Below are 13,202 nucleotides of genomic sequence, written 5' to 3' on the forward strand. Positions count from 1 at the left end.
CAGCATTGCTGGTAATTGTCTTTTTGTTTTCAAAGACTTTAACAACCATCCAATCCGTATGATATAATTATGGTATTGATAAATAATGAGGTTAGTAGGGACAAAAATGAACAAATTTTTAAATCTTTTAAATATTTCACCACAAAGAAAAATAATTAAAGCGATTTGTGACTTTGATACAATTATCATTCATAGACATCAACGCCCAGATCCTGATGCATATGGTTCACAAATGGGATTAGCTGAAATTATAAAGACATCTTTTCCCAACAAAAAAGTTTATTGTGTTGGTAAGCAATATAACAGTTTTGATTGGTTAGGAAAGACTGATGAAATTGATGATGAAGTATATGAAAATGCTTTAGTAATTGTTGTTGATACAGCAAATCAACCTAGGGTAGATGATGACAGATATACTCACGGTAAGATGATGATTAAGATTGACCATCATCCAAATGACGATCAATTTGGTGACATTATGTGGGTTGTTCCGGAAGCATCCAGTACATCTGAATTGATTTATGATTTATTTGAATCATCACGTCGATTGAAGATAAGCAGTAATGCAGGTCGTTTATTGTATGCCGGTATTGTTGGTGATACAGGACGCTTTAAATACCCATCAACATCATCAAACACATTCAGAGTCGCATCAAAATTAGCACAATTAGACTTTTCAACAACAGAGGTAAACACAATTGAATCATCAATCGATTTACCAATGGCCAGATTATCTGCTTATGTTTATGAAAACTTAGACATTACAGATAATGGTGCAGCTTCAATTGTTTTAACAGATGAAATTTTGAAGAAATATGAACTTATTAATGAAAGTACCTCCGCAGTTGTACCGTTACCAGGTAATATCAATCAAGTAATGTCTTGGGCTGTATTTATTCAAAAAGAAGATGGTACTTTTAAAATCAGTTTACGTTCTAAGGGACCTGCGATTAATGAGCTAGCCAAACAATTTGGCGGTGGCGGACATGATTTAGCTAGTGGGGCTGCTGCACAAAACGAAGATGAAATTAAGTCTGTGATTAGTAAATTAGATGAAATCGTAGCTAGTTACAAAGGAGAATAGAATGCCAAGTACATTTAAGCAATACAATTTAAAGCCATTTTTATATGATGCTTTAGATGAATTAAGTTTTAGAGAACCAACGGCAATTCAGGAAAAAATTATTCCTGAAATTAGAAAGAATAGAAGTGTTGTTGGACAATCAGCAACAGGAAGTGGTAAAACTCATGCCTTCTTGTTACCAATCTTTGATCAACTTAATGTTGATAAACTTGAAGTGCAAGCCGTTATCACAACACCAAGTCGTGAACTTGCCTATCAAATTTATAATAATGCTAAGCAATTAGCTAAACATTCAGATAAAACTATCCACATCGTTAACTATGTGGGTGGAACCGATAAGTCTAGACAAATCGAAAAGTTAAAGAATGAACAACCTCAAATCGTTATTGGAACTCCAGGTCGTATTAACGATTTAATCAAGGGGCAATATTTACAAGTTCATACTGCAACACAATTAGTAATTGATGAAGCTGATATGACCTTAGATTTAGGATTTTTATCTGATATTGATAATATTGCGGCTAGTTTTGGAAAAGATGTTCAAATGATGGTCTTTTCTGCTACTATTCCACAAAAGTTAAAACCATTTTTAAAGAAATATTTGGAAAATCCTTATGTTGAAAATATTCCTAATCAAGCAGTTATTAGTCCAACAATTGATAATTGGTTAATCTCTACCAAAGGTCAAAATAAGAATGAATTAATTCATAAATTAATCACCTTAGGTGAACCATATCTTGTTTTAATTTTCGCTAACACAAGAAAACGTGTGGAAGAAATTTATGATTATTTAAGAAACCAAGGACTAAAAGTCGGAATTGTTTCAGGTGATTTAAATCCACGTGAAAGAAAACGTACTATGAAACAGATTCAAAACCTTGAATTCCAATACGTTGTAGCGACTGATTTAGCTGCCCGTGGAATTGATATTGAAGGAGTTTCAGACGTTATTAACGATGATATTCCAGATGATTTAGAATACTTTATTCATCGTGTCGGAAGAACTGGTAGAAATAATATGCCAGGAACAGCCGTAACCTTATATTCACCTGATGAAGAAGACGAAATTGATGCATTAGAAAAAATGGGAATTACATTTAAACCTAAGGCAATCAAGAATGATCGAGTAGAAGATACTTATGATCGTAACCGTCGTAAGACTCATCGTCGTGGACACGATAAGCTTGAACCAACGATGATTGGTATGATTAAGAAGAAAAAGAAAAATGTTAAACCTGGTTACAAGAACAAGATCAAACAAGAGCTTAAGAGAAACGATGAAATGAATCGTCGTATCCAACAAAGAGAAGAAGGACGTCGTAAGAGAAAGTCCAAAAAGAGTAGTTCACAACGTTACAGATAACGTTTGACAGGGGTTTTAATAAACCATATAATTTAATTATATAAAAGAGAACATACTAGACTATTGGTGAATTATAGAGACATCTTGGTTGGTGAAAAAGGTGATGACCTTTAGTATGGTGCTATCTCGAATTTGTTATATTAATCGCTTCTCAGCGTTATTGAGACTAAAGAGGTATACGAAAGAACATCGTTGCAAGTAAAGTGGTACCGCGCGTGAGCGTCTTTACTAGCAACGGTGTTTTTGTGCTTATAGGAGGGTATTTCTATGAAAAAATTAGATAGTAGTCAAATTCGTGCTATGTATTTGGAATTTTTCAAACAACATGGTCACACAATCGAACCAAGTGCATCACTAGTTCCAAAGGATGATCCATCATTACTATGGATTAACTCTGGTGTTGCAACTATGAAAAAATATTTTGATGGTAGTGTAGTACCAAAGAACCATCGTTTAACAAGTTCACAAAAAAGTATTAGAACTAACGATATTGAAAATGTTGGTAAGACAGCTCGTCACCACACATTATTTGAAATGCTAGGAAACTTTTCAGTAGGTGATTACTTTAAAGAAGAAGCTATTAAATGGGCTTTTGAATTACTAACATCACCTGAATGGTTTGGGTGGGACAAAGAAAAACTATACATGACTGTCTATCCAGAAGATACAGATGCTAAAAAATTCTGGCAAGAAGCCGGTGTTGCTCCAGATCATTTAATCGATATGGATGATAACTTCTGGGATATTGGTCAAGGACCTTCAGGACCAGATACTGAAATTTTCTATGATCGTGGAGAAAAGTATGATGATTTAGCTCCAGATGATCCTGAAAACTATCCTGGTGGAGAAAACGAACGTTACCTAGAAGTATGGAACATCGTATTCTCACAATTTAACCATAAACCTGACGACACATACGAACCACTTCCTAGAAAGAACATTGATACGGGGATGGGATTAGAACGTGTTGTATCAATTTTCGAAGATGCACCAACAAACTTTGAAACTGATTTATTCATGCCAATTATCGAAAAAACACAATCATTTAGCGGTGACAAGAAGTACGGTGTCAACGCTAAAGATGATATCGACTTCAAGATTATTGCTGACCATGCAAGAGCTATTACTTTTGCAATCGGTGATGGAGCACTACCTTCAAATGTGGGTAGAGGATACGTTATTCGTCGTTTAATTAGAAGAGCGATTGTTTCGGGACATCGTTTAGGAATTAAGGATGACTTCTTATACAAATTAGTACCTGTTGTGGGTGAAATTATGAAGTCATACTATCCAGAAGTATTAGAACAAAAAGATTACCTAGAAAAGGTTATTCATTCAGAAGAAAAACGTTTCAATGAAACACTTTCAGATGGATTACAACTACTAGGTGACTTAATGGATGATTTAAAATCAAACAATCAAAGTGTTGTTGAAGGAAAAGATGCCTTCAAATTATACGATACTTATGGTTTCCCTCTTGAAATGACAAAAGAATACCTAGAAGATGCTGGTTACTCAGTTGATGAAGTTGGTTTTAAAGCAGAAATGCAAAAACAAAAAGACCGTGCCAGAAATGCTCGTGGTAACGATAAATCAATGGGAGTTCAAAGAGACTTATTAATCGATATTAAAACTCCTAGTGAATATGTAGGATACACACAACTTGAAGTAAAAGATGCTAAGTTGATTGACTTAATCGTTGATGAAAAATTAGTAGATCAAGCTGGTGAAGGTGAAGCGGAAGTAATTTTCGATAAGACACCATTCTATGCTGAAATGGGTGGACAAGTTGCTGACCAAGGGACCATCATTGATGAAAATGGTAATGTTTGTGCCAACGTTGTTGATGTTCAACACGCTCCAAACGGTCAAAACCTACACACTGTAGAAATCATTACAAGTCTATCAAAAGACCATTCATATGAATTACAAGTTGATCGCAAGTTCCATGCATTAGTAGAACATAACCATACTGCTACTCATTTGCTTGATCAATCACTTAGAAATGTTCTAGGAGACCACACTCAACAAGCTGGATCATTGGTTGAACCAAATTACTTAAGATTTGACTTTACTCATTTCGGTTCAGTTACTAAGGAAGACCTACAAAAGGTTGAAGACTTAGTTAATGCTGAAATCTTTAAAGCCGATCCAGTGAATACTGTTGAAACTGATCAAGAAACTGGTAAGAAGATGGGAGCCATTGCCTTATTTGATAGCAAATATGGGGATAAGGTTCGTGTTGTTTCTGCTGGTGACTATTCAATTGAATTCTGTGGTGGTAACCACGTTTCAAATACTAGTGAAATTGGCTTATTCAAGATTGTTTCTGAATCAGGTGTCGGTGCCGGTGTCAGAAGAATTGAAGCCGTTACTTCAAAGGCAGCGTTTGATTATCTAAATAATGAAGAATCATTATTAAAACAAGTTGCTGAACAAGTTAAAACTAGTCAAATTAAAGAAGTACCAAACAAAGTTGCTCAACTTCAAGAACAAGTTAAGCAATTACAACAAAAACAAGAAAAACTAGAATCAAAATTAGCCAGCCAACAAGCTGATTCAGTATTTGATGATATCAAGGAAGTTAATGGTAAGTCTATCATTACTGGTGTCTTAAACGTTTCAGGGATGGATCAACTTAGACAATTAGCTGATACTTGGAGATCAAAGAATTTATCTGACGTCTTAGTATTAGGAACTCAAAGTGGTGATAAAGCTAACTTGATTGTTGCAGTTAGTGACGAACAAGTGAAAAACGGTCTAAAAGCTGGTGACATTATTAAAGCTATTTCTAGCGAAATTAATGGAGGCGGTGGCGGACGTCCAAACATGGCTCAAGCCGGTGGTTCTAAGCCAGAAGGTCTTCCTGCAGCAATGAGTGCAGCTGTTGATTGGTTAGAAAAATTATAAAATTAGTTATGTTTAAGTTTTAATTTTGGCTAAGTAGAATTATAATGAACCTACGTCATATATTTAGAGGTGTTATAAATGAGTGCTTCAGATAAAACAATGTATTTTGATTTGAATAACAATTCTCCTAAAAATGTTCATGACACACTTTTAATTGTGTTTAATGCTTTAGAGGAAAAGGGATATGACCCATATAATCAAATCGTCGGATACTTAATATCCGGAGATCCAGCATATATTCCTCGATTTAATGATGCTCGTAATTTAATTCGTCGATATGAAAGAGATGAAATTATCGAAGAACTAGTAAGATTTTACTTGGATAAGAATAACGATCGTGAGGGTAAATAATATATGAGATTAATGGGGATGGATGTTGGTTCTAGAACAGTTGGAATTTCAGTCAGTGATTTACTAGGATGGACTGCACAAGGTGTTGAAATCATATCAATCAATGAAGACGAAGAACAATTTGGACTAGAACGAGTAGCCGAATTAGTCGAAAAATATCAAGTTACTGGTTTTGTTCTGGGATTACCCAAGAATATGAACAATACTTCAGGTCCAAGAGTTGAAGCTGCCAAACGATATGGTGATATGCTAATTGAGAAGTTTAATCTTCCTGTGGATTTCGTCGATGAAAGACTAACTACAGTTGAAGCTGAAAGAATGCTTATCGAAAAAGCTGATACTTCACGAAAGAAACGTAAAAAAGTAATTGATAAGATTGCTTCCGAGTTAATTTTACAAACATATCTTGATAAAAAAGGTAAACTAACTCAATAAACTAGAAGAGGTGTATAGAATGAACAACGAACAAGAAAAACAACAAATTTCATTAGTTGATGAAAAAGGTAACGAAGAATTATATGATGTCTTATTCACATTTGAATCAGACGATTATGGTAAATCATACATTTTAGTATACCCAGCAGGTAAAGCAGATGATGAAGAAGTTAACATTGAAGCATATGCATTACCAGCAGGTGACGATCCTATGGATCCTCAAGGTGGAGATTTACAATTAATTGAAACTGATGAAGAATGGGAAATGGTTGAATCTGTTTTAAATACACTATTAAACACAGATGAAGACAGTGACTCAGAAGAATAATTAACTTTTTCTCAAAAAGATGCCTAAGGGCATCTTTTTTTATATCCATTACTGGAGTTAAAAGTCGTTTTCATGCTAAAATGGACTAGTATTAATGGAGGTTTTCGAACTATGAACGAATCAAATCAACGCTTTAAGGCAGTTATCGGCAAGAAAGACTATACATTTGTTGGTAAAAGTTCTGCTGAACACATGAAAACAGTTACTGAACTAATGAACAGACAACTAGTGCAACTAAAAGAAATGGCACCAGATATTAACGATGAAGATGCTGCTATTTTATTAGCATTTAACGCTTTTTCAGAACAATTAAAACTACAAGATAAAATTAATGAATTAACTCACAACGATGATTACAATCAAGAAGGAAACTGGAAATAATGTTATTTAATATTATTATTATTTTATTATTCGTATATGGTATCTACGATGGATATCGTCGCGGATTAGTGCATGAAATTTTGCGAATCGTAGGATTTATGTTTAGCTTACTTTTTTCTCTATACTATGCGCGTGATTTAAGTCAGGCTATTTTTGGGCATTCAAGTTTGATTAACGATCAAATATTGAGCAATAGTATCAGCTTTTTTATTTTGTTTATGCTATCCGGTATTATTGTCAGAATCGTTATATCAATTGTTGATAAATTAACTCATATTCCGGTAATTCATCAAATTAATTCAATTGGTGGAACTGTTGTAGGACTTGTAATTGCTTATTTAACAATTCTATTTATTTTGAATGTAATTTCTGTTTTACCAGATAATCAAATTACACAACAATATGAAAAATCAAGCATAGCCAATTTTATGGTTAATAAGACACCAGTTTTATCTCATGATTTATACGAAAAATGGTTAAGATAAGGTGATTAAATAATGAACGATAAAGTATTAAATACTTTAGAATATAAAAAAATAAAACAGTCTATTGAGCAGTATTTAACCACTAAGAATGGACAAAAAGAATTAGCTGAATTATATCCAGTGGATAATCCTAATACTATTCAAACATGGTTAGATGAAACCGATGATGGTGCTCATATTCTTAGATTAGACAAGGAAATATCAATTCCAAAATTAGAAGATGTTTCTCCATATATTAAACGTTTAAAGATCGATGCATCATTAAACGGTAGTGAACTTTCTAAAATTAATAAGGTTTTAAAGACCTCAAATTATTTAGTTCGATTTTTTGATAATTTGAAAGCTGATGACGTTTCATTAAATCGACTATATAAATTGATTAATGAAGTTCAATCTGTCCCAACAATTTCAAAGCAATTATCTGATTCAATCGATGATGACGGTCGAGTGCTAAGTACAGCATCTGCCGAGTTAAATTCAATTCGACGCAGAATGGATGTAATTAAGAGTCAAGTGCGTTCTATTATGAATCAATATACTCAAAAGAATGGTAAAGATTTAACAGAGCCAATCGTAACGATCAGAGAAGACCGAATGGTTTTACCTGTGAAAGCGGAAAATAAAAATAAATTCGGTGGAATTGTGCATGATAGAAGTTCTTCTGGACAAACTTTATACATTGAACCGGCTTCAACAGTTGGATTAAATACTGAATTACGTCAAAAAGAGGTTGAAGAACGCGTTGAAGAGAGAAGAATTTTAGCTGAATTATCAGATTTAATTCGACCTTATCAATATGAAATTATTAACAACGCAAAGTTGTTAGGCCATTTTGATTTAATTAATGCAAAGGCTAAGTATGCTAGAAGTTTAAAGGCAACTAGACCAACCATTTCAAAAGAAAATGTTGTTAACTTAAAACAAGCAAGACATCCAATGATTAGTTTGGATAAAGTCGTTGCTAATGATCTATATATTGGCGGTGAAAACAAATCAATTATCATCACTGGTCCTAATACAGGTGGTAAGACAATTACCATTAAAACAATTGGTTTACTTCAATTGATGGCGCAATCAGGTTTGTTTGTGACTGCCAATGAAGGTTCAAGTGTCGCAGTGTTTGATAATGTTTTTGCTGATATTGGTGATGAACAATCAATTGAACAAAATTTGAGTACTTTTTCATCACATATGGACAATATTGTCGACATCCTAAATGGGACAACTAAGAAAAGTTTAGTTATTTTAGATGAACTAGGTGCTGGTACTGATCCAAAAGAAGGAGCAGCGTTGGCAATGGCCATTTTAGATAAATTAGCTGAACAAGGTTGTGATGTAGTTGCCACTACTCATTATCCAGAGCTAAAAGTATTTGCATATAATCGACTTGAAACAATTAATGCATCAATGGAATTTGATAGTGAAACACTACAACCAACATATCACTTATTGATGGGCATTCCTGGACAAAGTAATGGTTTAAACATTGCATCTCGCCTAGGATTAGATAAAAGCATTATAGTTGAAGCTAGATCACTAGTTGATCAAGAAAGCCAAGACCTTAATAATATGATTGTTGAATTAACTGAACAAACTAAGCGTGCTCGTGAAAATGCTGACGAATTATCTGTTCAATTAAGTGATGCTATGCAATTACATGCTGATTTATCAGAAGAGTTTACCAAGTATAAAAACCAAAAAGATAGACTAGTAGTTGCAGCCAAGCAAAAGGCAAACGAAATTGCGGATGCAGCCAAGCAAAAAGCTGATGCAATTATTAAAGATTTACGTGAAAAGCAAAAGCAAATCGGAGAAGTTAGCGTTAAGGAAAATGAATTAATTGACGCACAGGGGCAATTAAACTCACTACGTCATGATGTGGATCTAGTTCATAATCGTGTCTTAAAGAAGGCTAAAGCTAAGCATGACTTCCATAAGGGTGATGACGTTATGGTCAAGTCTTATGGTCAAAGAGGGGTTCTTATGCAAAAACTAGCACCAAGTGAATGGGAAGTTCAATTGGGGATTTTGAAAATGAGAATCGATGAGTCTGATATGGAAAAAATTAATGTTAAAAATGATGAAACTCGATTTAACACTAAGGTAAAACGAACGTCATCTAAAGGATTATCAGCTCAACTTGATTTAAGAGGACATCGATATGAAGAAGCAATGCATGAAGTTGATCAATACTTGGATTCAGCCGTGTTAGCAGGATATCCTTCAGTCACAATTATCCACGGAAAAGGAACCGGAGCGTTACGTCAAGGGGTCACCGAACTATTACAAAGTGACCGAAGAGTAGCATCATTTAATTATTCACCAGCGAATGCTGGAGGAGATGGTTCAACCGTGGTAGAATTAAAATAGAATATTAAATCGTATAAGACATATTCGTTGCAATTAAAACTAAAAATGATAAACTTACTTTCAGTAAGAGAAATAAGGAGGCATATTATTATGGTTTCAGAAACAACTGATAAGACATTTGAAAAAGATACTTCTGAAGGTGTTACATTAACTGACTTTTGGGCAACTTGGTGTGGTCCTTGTCGTATGCAATCACCTGTAGTTGATCAATTAGCTGAAGAAATGGGTGACCAAGTTACATTCAACAAGATGGATGTTGACCAAAACCCAGAAACTCCACAAAAGTTTGGAATTATGAGTATTCCAACTTTACTTGTTAAGAAAGATGGAGAAGTTGTTGATAGCATTGTTGGTTATCACAGCAAAGAACAATTAGCTAAAATTTTAGGTCAATACCTATAATAAAAAAGAACCTGATGAATTAATCATCAGGTTCTTTTTTTATTGTTTTAAGTCAAAGGTTTTAATTTCTTCTTCAATAACTGGAGCAGGGTTCTTAGGATCCATGTGAACACGAATTAAGACAGTACCATTCTTTTCTTCCTTTGGATTCATTTCTGCTTCAGAGATTACCTTAAATTGTTGTTGGGTAATTTGAGCTAGAAAACCAGCTTCAAACATGAAATCAGCATCTGGATTAGCTTCGATTCTTTTGGCAACGATGTCACCGCTAAGAGTCCACTTTATTTCATATTTATTTTCAGATTCAATAGTTAAATCTCCAAGACCAGCTTGTTTGAAAAATAAAACGATATCTAAAGCATCCTTTAGTGGGTATTTTCTAGCAATTTTTTTACCAGCCCAGTACATAATGCTATGAGTATCATTTCCTAGTAAATCATTAAGTAAGACGTCTCTTAATAATTCTTGTCCCCAAAAAGGACGAGTAGAATTATCTTCAATTATTTTATTGTAAAGATTGTTATCCATACTGTTTACCTCAATTCCTTATATACAAGTTTATTATATTATAAATTAAACGTAATTTACACAGATTGAGAAAATTTAGTTCATTTATGTATTAATATTCATGATAGATTGCATTAAACATGATAATATTAATTATGTGGAATTGCGAAAGAAGGTTAAAATATTGAATAAAAAAGCGATTGGATTTATGGATTCTGGAGTAGGTGGATTAACAATCGCCAAAGTCGCAATGCAAAAACTACCAAAAGAAAATATAATTTATTTTGGCGATGAAGCAAGATTGCCATATGGTGAGAAAACTCCCGAACAAATTAAAAGCTATGCGCTACAAATATCAAAGTTTTTATTATGTAAAAATATTAAGATGCTAGTGATTGCATGTAATACGGCAACTGCGTTGGCATTACCATTTTTAAAAGAACAATTATCAATTCCGGTAATTGGAGTCATTAATCCGGGAAGCTTAGCAGCTGTTAAAGCAACTAATAATAATCATGTTGGAGTAATTGCCACTAACGGAACCGTCAAAAGTGGTAAATATGAGAATGAAATCAAGCAAGTAAATGAAAATGTTGATGTTGTTAGCCTTGGCTGTCCTAGTTTTGTAACAATGGTTGAAAACCAAGGATATAAAGAATCATCCAACCAATCAGATGTTGATAAGGTATTGGCAAAAATTAAATCTAATAACATTGATACACTAGTTATGGGATGTACTCATTTTCCAATCATGCGTTCAATGATTCAACAATCAATGGGTGATAAGGTTCAATTAATTGATCCAGGAATAGAAACAATTAAACAAGTAGATTCAATGTTAAAAGAAAATAATATCTATAATGATGAAAGTACTCCTCACTATGATTTTTATACTACTGGGGATGTTAATCAATTTAAAGCCATTGCAAATGAATGGTTAAATCAAGATGTTAATGTAAAACATATTGACGTGAAAGAATTGGAGGATTATTAAAGTGGATACAATCGTAATTGCTACAAATAACCCAAATAAAGCTAGAGAGTTTAAAGAAATGTTTGCTGATAAAAACATTCAATTTAAAACGCTAGCTGATTTTCCAGAGATTAAGGAAATTAACGAAAACGGTAGTTCATTTGAGGAAAATGCAACAATTAAAGCAGAATCGGTAAGTAATCTTACTAATTTACCTGTACTAGCGGATGATTCTGGTTTAGAAGTCCATGCAATCAACGATGAACCTGGCATCAAATCTGCTAGATATGCTGGTGACCATGATGATGATGCTAACAACAAAAAGCTATTAGATAAGCTAAAAGATGTTGATGATAGAACAGCCAGTTTCGTTACTTGTTTAGTATTACTTAATCCGCAAGGTAAGAAATTGGTAGTTTATGGAACTGTCGACGGTGAAATATTAAGTGCACCAAAAGGTGACAATGGTTTTGGCTACGATCCATTGTTTTATGTTCCATCAAAAAACAAATCAATGGCTGAAATGACTGATGAAGAAAAGAATGAGATTAGTCATAGAGGTAACGCAATTAGAAATTTATACCAAAAGTTTGACGAATGGTGGAAGCTTTAATAATTAATTAAGTAGATACTAATTGTAAATTTATAGGTTAAATGCTATTCTAAACATATCAAGTTAAGAGGAGGGGTTGCATGACAATTGGAGAATTAGCAGGTTTAATTGCCGCAATTGCTTTTTTCATTATTGCAATTAGTGTTGCTGTGCTTCTTATTAAACTATCAAAGACGGTAGATCAAGTTAATAAAAATATTAGTTCCATTTCTCAAGATATTGATGTAATATCTAAGCAAGCGGAAGATATATTAGTTAGCTCAAACTCATTAGTTAAGGACATTAATGAAAAAATCAATATCTTAGACCCAGTTTATCAAGCTGCCGCCGATGTTGGTCAAAGTGTTAGTGATTTAAATACCGCAACAAAAAACTTAACCAAAAAATTCCAAAACAGAAATAAGAAGTCATTTATGGAAAAAGCTGCTGGAGTAGGTTTAAGAATGTTTAAAAAATAAGAAGGAGTGTTTTTTATGAAAAAGACAGGACTATTTTTATTAGGATTAACCACTGGTGCAGCCGCTGCTGCATACTTCGCTTACCGTAAGATGGATGATGAAAAAACCAAAGAATTAGTAGATAAAACTGTTAAAACAGCTAACGATCTAAAAGATAGAGCATTAGATTATGCTTTCTATGCTTTAGATTCAGTTGACGATGTTAAAGAATCATTACAATACAAGACATCAGATGCTACTTCAAAAATTAAAGATGCTGCTGGTAAAGTTAATGACAACGTAGTTAACAAAGCTCAATACTATTATGATGAAGGTAGCACACAATTTCATAAAGCTGCTGATAGTTTAAGAAACCAAGTTCGTAAAGCTAACGATTCTGAAGATGACGTAGTAATTGAACCAGATTTCTTAAAACATTCAGAAGACGAAAAATAAATAGAAATTAAAAAAAGCCTAGATTTTATCTAGGTTTTTTTATTGTTTTATAAGTTAGTAGTCTTGTTAATTTCTCATATTTCTGATATATTTGTAAACATATTGAA

The 13,202-nt window shown here is 33.4% G+C and carries 15 protein-coding genes; 14 read left to right on the forward strand and 1 reads right to left on the reverse strand.

What is annotated here, in order from left to right; genetic code table 11:
* Positions 1-133 precede the first annotated feature (133 nt).
* From ABWU86_RS00570 to trxA, 10 genes are all read left to right on the forward strand, one after another.
* Positions 134-1,084, forward strand: coding sequence for a DHH family phosphoesterase (locus ABWU86_RS00570; RefSeq protein ID WP_293793551.1), 951 nt, complete (start codon positions 134-136; stop codon positions 1,082-1,084).
* Position 1,085: 1 nt separating this feature from the next.
* On the forward strand, positions 1,086-2,447 hold the full coding sequence (locus tag ABWU86_RS00575) for a DEAD/DEAH box helicase (protein ID WP_293793517.1): 1,362 nt from the start codon (positions 1,086-1,088) through the stop codon (positions 2,445-2,447).
* A gap of 267 nt (positions 2,448-2,714) precedes the next feature.
* Positions 2,715-5,357, forward strand: coding sequence for an alanine--tRNA ligase (alaS, locus tag ABWU86_RS00580; protein ID WP_293793518.1), 2,643 nt, complete (start codon positions 2,715-2,717; stop codon positions 5,355-5,357).
* 78 nt (positions 5,358-5,435) lie between these two features.
* On the forward strand, positions 5,436-5,708 hold the full coding sequence (locus tag ABWU86_RS00585; RefSeq protein ID WP_293793520.1) for an IreB family regulatory phosphoprotein: 273 nt from the start codon (positions 5,436-5,438) through the stop codon (positions 5,706-5,708).
* 3 nt (positions 5,709-5,711) lie between these two features.
* Complete coding sequence (gene ruvX / locus ABWU86_RS00590; protein WP_293793521.1) at positions 5,712-6,143, forward strand: Holliday junction resolvase RuvX; 432 nt, start codon at positions 5,712-5,714, stop codon at positions 6,141-6,143.
* Positions 6,144-6,162: 19 nt separating this feature from the next.
* Positions 6,163-6,471, forward strand: a complete 309-nt coding sequence (locus ABWU86_RS00595) for a DUF1292 domain-containing protein (RefSeq protein WP_053949881.1) — start codon at positions 6,163-6,165, stop codon at positions 6,469-6,471.
* Between the two features lie 111 nt (positions 6,472-6,582).
* Positions 6,583-6,852 carry a cell division protein ZapA gene (locus tag ABWU86_RS00600; RefSeq protein ID WP_053949882.1) on the forward strand — a complete coding sequence of 90 codons (270 nt, stop codon included), beginning with the start codon at positions 6,583-6,585 and terminating at the stop codon, positions 6,850-6,852.
* Positions 6,852-7,337 carry a CvpA family protein gene (locus ABWU86_RS00605; protein ID WP_353320894.1) on the forward strand — a complete coding sequence of 162 codons (486 nt, stop codon included), beginning with the start codon at positions 6,852-6,854 and terminating at the stop codon, positions 7,335-7,337. The genes ABWU86_RS00600 and ABWU86_RS00605 overlap by 1 nt, the downstream gene beginning before the upstream one ends.
* A gap of 12 nt (positions 7,338-7,349) precedes the next feature.
* Positions 7,350-9,707 (forward strand): endonuclease MutS2, encoded by a 2,358-nt coding sequence (locus ABWU86_RS00610; RefSeq protein ID WP_293793526.1) that lies wholly within the window; start codon positions 7,350-7,352, stop codon positions 9,705-9,707.
* Positions 9,708-9,797: 90 nt separating this feature from the next.
* Complete coding sequence (trxA, locus tag ABWU86_RS00615) at positions 9,798-10,109, forward strand: thioredoxin (protein WP_053949885.1); 312 nt, start codon at positions 9,798-9,800, stop codon at positions 10,107-10,109.
* 39 nt (positions 10,110-10,148) lie between these two features.
* Here the strand turns inward: trxA and ABWU86_RS00620 are convergent, their stop codons facing one another.
* Positions 10,149-10,637, reverse strand: coding sequence for a YslB family protein (locus ABWU86_RS00620; protein ID WP_293793529.1), 489 nt, complete (start codon positions 10,635-10,637; stop codon positions 10,149-10,151).
* Positions 10,638-10,800: 163 nt separating this feature from the next.
* On the opposite strand from ABWU86_RS00620, the gene racE reads away from it, so the two are divergent.
* The 4 genes from racE (at position 10,801) to ABWU86_RS00640 (ending at position 13,095) form a co-directional block, all read left to right on the forward strand.
* Entirely contained in the window at positions 10,801-11,610 is an 810-nt protein-coding gene (gene racE / locus ABWU86_RS00625; RefSeq protein WP_353320897.1) for a glutamate racemase, read from the forward strand.
* Positions 11,603-12,202: an XTP/dITP diphosphatase gene (locus tag ABWU86_RS00630; protein WP_293793553.1), complete on the forward strand. Its 600-nt coding sequence runs from the start codon at positions 11,603-11,605 to the stop codon at positions 12,200-12,202. Before racE ends, ABWU86_RS00630 begins: the two co-directional genes overlap by 8 nt.
* 80 nt (positions 12,203-12,282) lie before the next feature.
* Entirely contained in the window at positions 12,283-12,660 is a 378-nt protein-coding gene (locus ABWU86_RS00635) for a DUF948 domain-containing protein (protein ID WP_353320899.1), read from the forward strand.
* A 15-nt stretch (positions 12,661-12,675) separates the two neighbouring features.
* Positions 12,676-13,095 carry a YtxH domain-containing protein gene (locus ABWU86_RS00640; RefSeq protein ID WP_293793531.1) on the forward strand — a complete coding sequence of 140 codons (420 nt, stop codon included), beginning with the start codon at positions 12,676-12,678 and terminating at the stop codon, positions 13,093-13,095.
* Positions 13,096-13,202: the final 107 nt, after the last annotated feature.

The sequence above is a fragment of the Apilactobacillus pseudapinorum genome (genome assembly GCF_040369555.1).
Taxonomy (GTDB): Bacteria; Bacillota; Bacilli; order Lactobacillales; family Lactobacillaceae; genus Apilactobacillus.

Coding starts and splice junctions, on each gene's coding strand:
- ABWU86_RS00575 (WP_293793517.1), top strand. CDS start 1,086: ATGCCAAGTACATTTAAGCAATACAATTTAAAGCCATTTTTATATGAT.
- alaS (WP_293793518.1), top strand. CDS start 2,715: ATGAAAAAATTAGATAGTAGTCAAATTCGTGCTATGTATTTGGAATTT.
- ABWU86_RS00585 (WP_293793520.1), top strand. CDS start 5,436: ATGAGTGCTTCAGATAAAACAATGTATTTTGATTTGAATAACAATTCT.
- ruvX (WP_293793521.1), top strand. CDS start 5,712: ATGAGATTAATGGGGATGGATGTTGGTTCTAGAACAGTTGGAATTTCA.
- ABWU86_RS00595 (WP_053949881.1), top strand. CDS start 6,163: ATGAACAACGAACAAGAAAAACAACAAATTTCATTAGTTGATGAAAAA.
- ABWU86_RS00600 (WP_053949882.1), top strand. CDS start 6,583: ATGAACGAATCAAATCAACGCTTTAAGGCAGTTATCGGCAAGAAAGAC.
- ABWU86_RS00605 (WP_353320894.1), top strand. CDS start 6,852: ATGTTATTTAATATTATTATTATTTTATTATTCGTATATGGTATCTAC.
- ABWU86_RS00610 (WP_293793526.1), top strand. CDS start 7,350: ATGAACGATAAAGTATTAAATACTTTAGAATATAAAAAAATAAAACAG.
- trxA (WP_053949885.1), top strand. CDS start 9,798: ATGGTTTCAGAAACAACTGATAAGACATTTGAAAAAGATACTTCTGAA.
- ABWU86_RS00620 (WP_293793529.1), bottom strand. CDS start 10,637: ATGGATAACAATCTTTACAATAAAATAATTGAAGATAATTCTACTCGT.
- ABWU86_RS00635 (WP_353320899.1), top strand. CDS start 12,283: ATGACAATTGGAGAATTAGCAGGTTTAATTGCCGCAATTGCTTTTTTC.
- ABWU86_RS00640 (WP_293793531.1), top strand. CDS start 12,676: ATGAAAAAGACAGGACTATTTTTATTAGGATTAACCACTGGTGCAGCC.